The organism is Isoptericola sp. NPDC060257, assembly GCF_042726645.1.
Lineage (GTDB): Bacteria > Actinomycetota > Actinomycetes > Actinomycetales > Cellulomonadaceae > Isoptericola > Isoptericola nanjingensis.
Genome location: NZ_JBHXAW010000370.1, coordinates 1 through 3,464 on the forward strand (window position 1 = coordinate 1; position 3,464 = coordinate 3,464).

The 3,464-nt window shown below is 75.3% G+C and carries 1 protein-coding gene; it reads right to left on the reverse strand.

The window, feature by feature from the left end:
- Positions 1–37: 37 nt before the first annotated feature.
- Positions 38–3,337 carry a GH92 family glycosyl hydrolase gene (locus ACFWEK_RS20095; RefSeq protein WP_430555190.1) on the reverse strand — a complete coding sequence of 1,100 codons (3,300 nt, stop codon included), beginning with the start codon at positions 3,335–3,337 and terminating at the stop codon, positions 38–40.
- Positions 3,338–3,464 lie beyond the last annotated feature (127 nt).

Sequence of the window (3,464 nt, forward strand, 5' to 3'; positions counted from 1 at the left end):
GGCCGGCTCCGTGCCGGCCCGGGGGGCGTCGTCGTTCTCAGGCGAGCAGCTCGAGCTGGGCGAGCGTCAGCGGCCCGTCGCCGGCCGTCTCCGTGACGACCAGGCGAAGGCGCGCGCAGGCACGCGGGCGCGCGACGCCGAACGGCCGGGTCTGCCGGGCCCAGCGGAACGTCTCGTCCCGCCGCTCGTCGAGCACCGTCCAGGCCTCGCCGTCGTCCGACCCTTCCAGGCGCCAGGCGGCCGGCGCCGCGCCGTCGCCCGAGGTGAGCGTGTACCGCGCGACGACCGGCCGCCCGTCGTCCGCCGTCCACGTGACGACGGGCGTGCGGGTGGCGAAAGTCGACACGGTCGCCGAGGTGTCGTCGACCAGGGGCCCGCCGTCCGCGGGCGTCCCGCCGTCGTCGACGACGACCGTGCCGACCCCGGTCACGTCCACCAGAGGGGCGGGAGGCGCGTCACCGCGGGTGAGCGACGGTGGCGCGGCGTCCGGACCGGTGCCCCAGGCCGATGGCTCGGGGCCCATGACGAGCTCGATCGTGGCGCCGCCGACCAGGTCCGCGTGTGCCAGCCAGGCCGCCTGGCGCGGCTCGCCGTCCACGGTCAGGGACTGCACGTAGACGTTCTCGAGGGAGTTCCCCACCGTCCGGACCACGAGGTCGCCGTCGGGCCGGTGCACGGTGACCTGGTCGAACAGGGGCGACCCGACGGCGTAGCGCGGCGAGCCGACCTGCAGCGGGTAGAGGCCGAGCGCGGCGAAGAGCCACCACGCCGACATCTCGCCGTTGTCCTCGTCGCCGGGGTAGCCCTGGCCGATCTCGCTGCCCACGAAGAGTCGGCGCAGCGCCTCGCGCAGGATCCGGTGCGCCTTCCACGGCGCGCCCACCGCGGTGTAGAGCCACGGCACGTGGTGCGACGGCTGGTTGCTCACGCCCCACATGCCGAGGCGCACGTCGCGGGCCTCGGTCATCTCGTGGATGACCTGGCCGTACCCGCCCACGTGCGTGCCGTCCTCGGGGCGGGCGAAGAACTCGTCGAGCCGCGCCTCCAGGCCCCCCGGGCCGCCGTACAGGTTCGCGAGCCCTCGGGGGTCGTGCGGCGCGTGGAACGCGAAGTTCCAGGCGTTGGTCTCGGTGAAGGGCCCGCCCCAATCGTCCGGGTCGAAGCGGTGGGCGGCGGGGGTGAACGCGCCGTCCGCGCCGCGCGCGCGGAAGAACCGGACCTCCGGGTCGAACAGCGCCCCGTACTGGCCGGCCCGGTCCAGCAGGTAGGCCGACTCCTCGCGCAGGTCGGCGCGGCGCGCGTCGGGCGTCGCCGGGTCCTCCGCGAGCGCCGCCGCCATCGTGCCGACGCCGAAGTCGTTGAGGCAGCCCTCGAGCCCCCAGGACACCGACTCGTGCGTGGTGGCGGGCGTGTAGCCGAGGAAGGTCGACGACTCCAGCCCCTTGCGGCCCACGGCGTCGTGCGGGGGCGCGACGGTGGCGTTCTTCAGGGCGGCGTCGTAGGCGTCGAGGGCGACGTCGGCAGGCAGCGCGCCCTTGAGGTAGGCGTCCGCGAACGCGACGTCGGAGCTGGTGCCGGTCATGAGGTCGGCGTAGCCCGGGGACGACCAGCGCGAGATCCAGCCCCCGTCGCGGTACTGCTGCACGAACCCGTCGGCGAGGCTGGCCGTGAGCTGCGGGTGCAGGAGCGCGAGCGCCGGCCAGGCGGTGCGGTAGGTGTCCCAGAACCCGTGGTTGACCATCATCCGGCCGTCGGCGACGGCGGCCCCGGTGACCGTGTCGCTGCTGGGCCCGACGGGCGGCGCGACCGGGCTGGCGTACCGCGGCACGGGCGCCTCGAGCGTGCCGGCGTTCTCGGTGTGCGACGTCGGGTAGAGGTGCAGGCGGTAGAGGTTCGAGTACAGCGTGACGCGCTGGTCGTCGGTGGCCCCGACCACCTCGACGACACGGAGCCGCTCCTCCCAGAGCGCCCGCGCGGCCTCCTGGACCTCGGGGAACGACCGGCCGGCAAGCTCCTGGTCCAGGGCGCGCCGCGCCTGGTCGAGGCCGAGGTACGACGTCGCGAGCCGGAGCTCCACGACGGCGCCGTCGTCGTCCGAGGTGTCGAAGCTCGCGTACCGCGCGTGCTGCCGGTCGCCGCGGGCGGCACCGACGGCGACGGGCGCCCGGTCGAAGCTGCCGGCCACGAACATGCGGGTGCGGCCCACGGACAGCGGGCTGCCGTCGTCGACCCATCCCGTCACGGTGCCGTCGAGGTCCACCGCGAGGCGGGCCTCCCCGATGGACGTGGTGACCGTGTCGAGCAGCACGTGCCCGGGCACCCCCGGCGGGAAGCCGAACCGCAGCAGGCCGCCGTGGTCGGTGGGCGTGGCGGCGAGCGTGGTGCCGTCCGCGAGGGTCACGGCGTACAGGTCGGGGCGGGCGGTCTCGTCCGCGCGGTCGAACGGCAGGCCGCGCGCGGCGAGGTCGCCCGTCGGGGCGCCCGGACCGGTCGCCGGCTGCACGACGAGCTGGTTGCGGTCACCCATCCACGGGCTGGGCTGGTGCGAGACGCCGAACCCCTGCAGCACCGGGCGGTTCTGCGGGTCGTTGGCCCGGTGGTACTCGTACAGCCAGCGCCGCGAGCCCGCGTCGGTCATCGGCACCCAGAGCGTGAACCCGTGCGGCACCGCGGTGGCGGGCGCGTTGTTGCCCCGGGAGAACTGTCCGCTCGACATCGTGCCGCGGCGGGTGTCGACGAGGTCGACGAGATCGGGCCCGGGCGGCCCCGCGGGCTCCGCGACCAGGGCGACGTCGTCGAGCCAGCCGGAGAACGCGCCGTCCGCCAGGTCGTCGGGCGGATCGCAGCGCAGCAGGACGGCGTCGACCGTGCGGCCCGCGGCGACGGAGCCGACGTCGATCCGCACGGAGTTCCACTGGTCGGCGTACAGGATCTTGCCCTCGCCCTGGGCGCGCGCGGAGGCGCCGGTGCCGTGGGCGTCGACGGCCCGCAGGTCGGAGAGGTACGTGCCGTCGGTGAACGCCAGGTCCAGAGCCACGTACGTGGACGGGTACCGCAGGTCGCCGCGCAGGTCGGGCAGCACGACGTAGCTCAGCCGCGTGCGCGGCCCCACCTCGATCCCCAGGTCCCGGAAGAGCACGTGCGTCGCGGGCCCGGGGCCGTCCTTGAGGCCCGCGAAGCCCAGGGCGTGCAGGCCGGTGAACCCCGCGTGCGTCTTGTGCGTGGCGCCCGATGCCGGGCCGTCGCCCACGCGAGCGACCAGCGGCGCCCGGCGCGCGGTCGGCAGGGGCGCAGGGTCACCGGGCTCGAACGAGGTGCGGAAGTCGGGTCCGGGCATGTGCTCCACTCTCCTGCGATCACGCCCGCGCGGCGACGGGACCGGGTCCCGCCCCCCCCCGGCGGGGGTCGCCGTAAACTCGCCCGTGGGGTTAAAAAAAAAACCAGCCCACCCCACCCCCCAATAT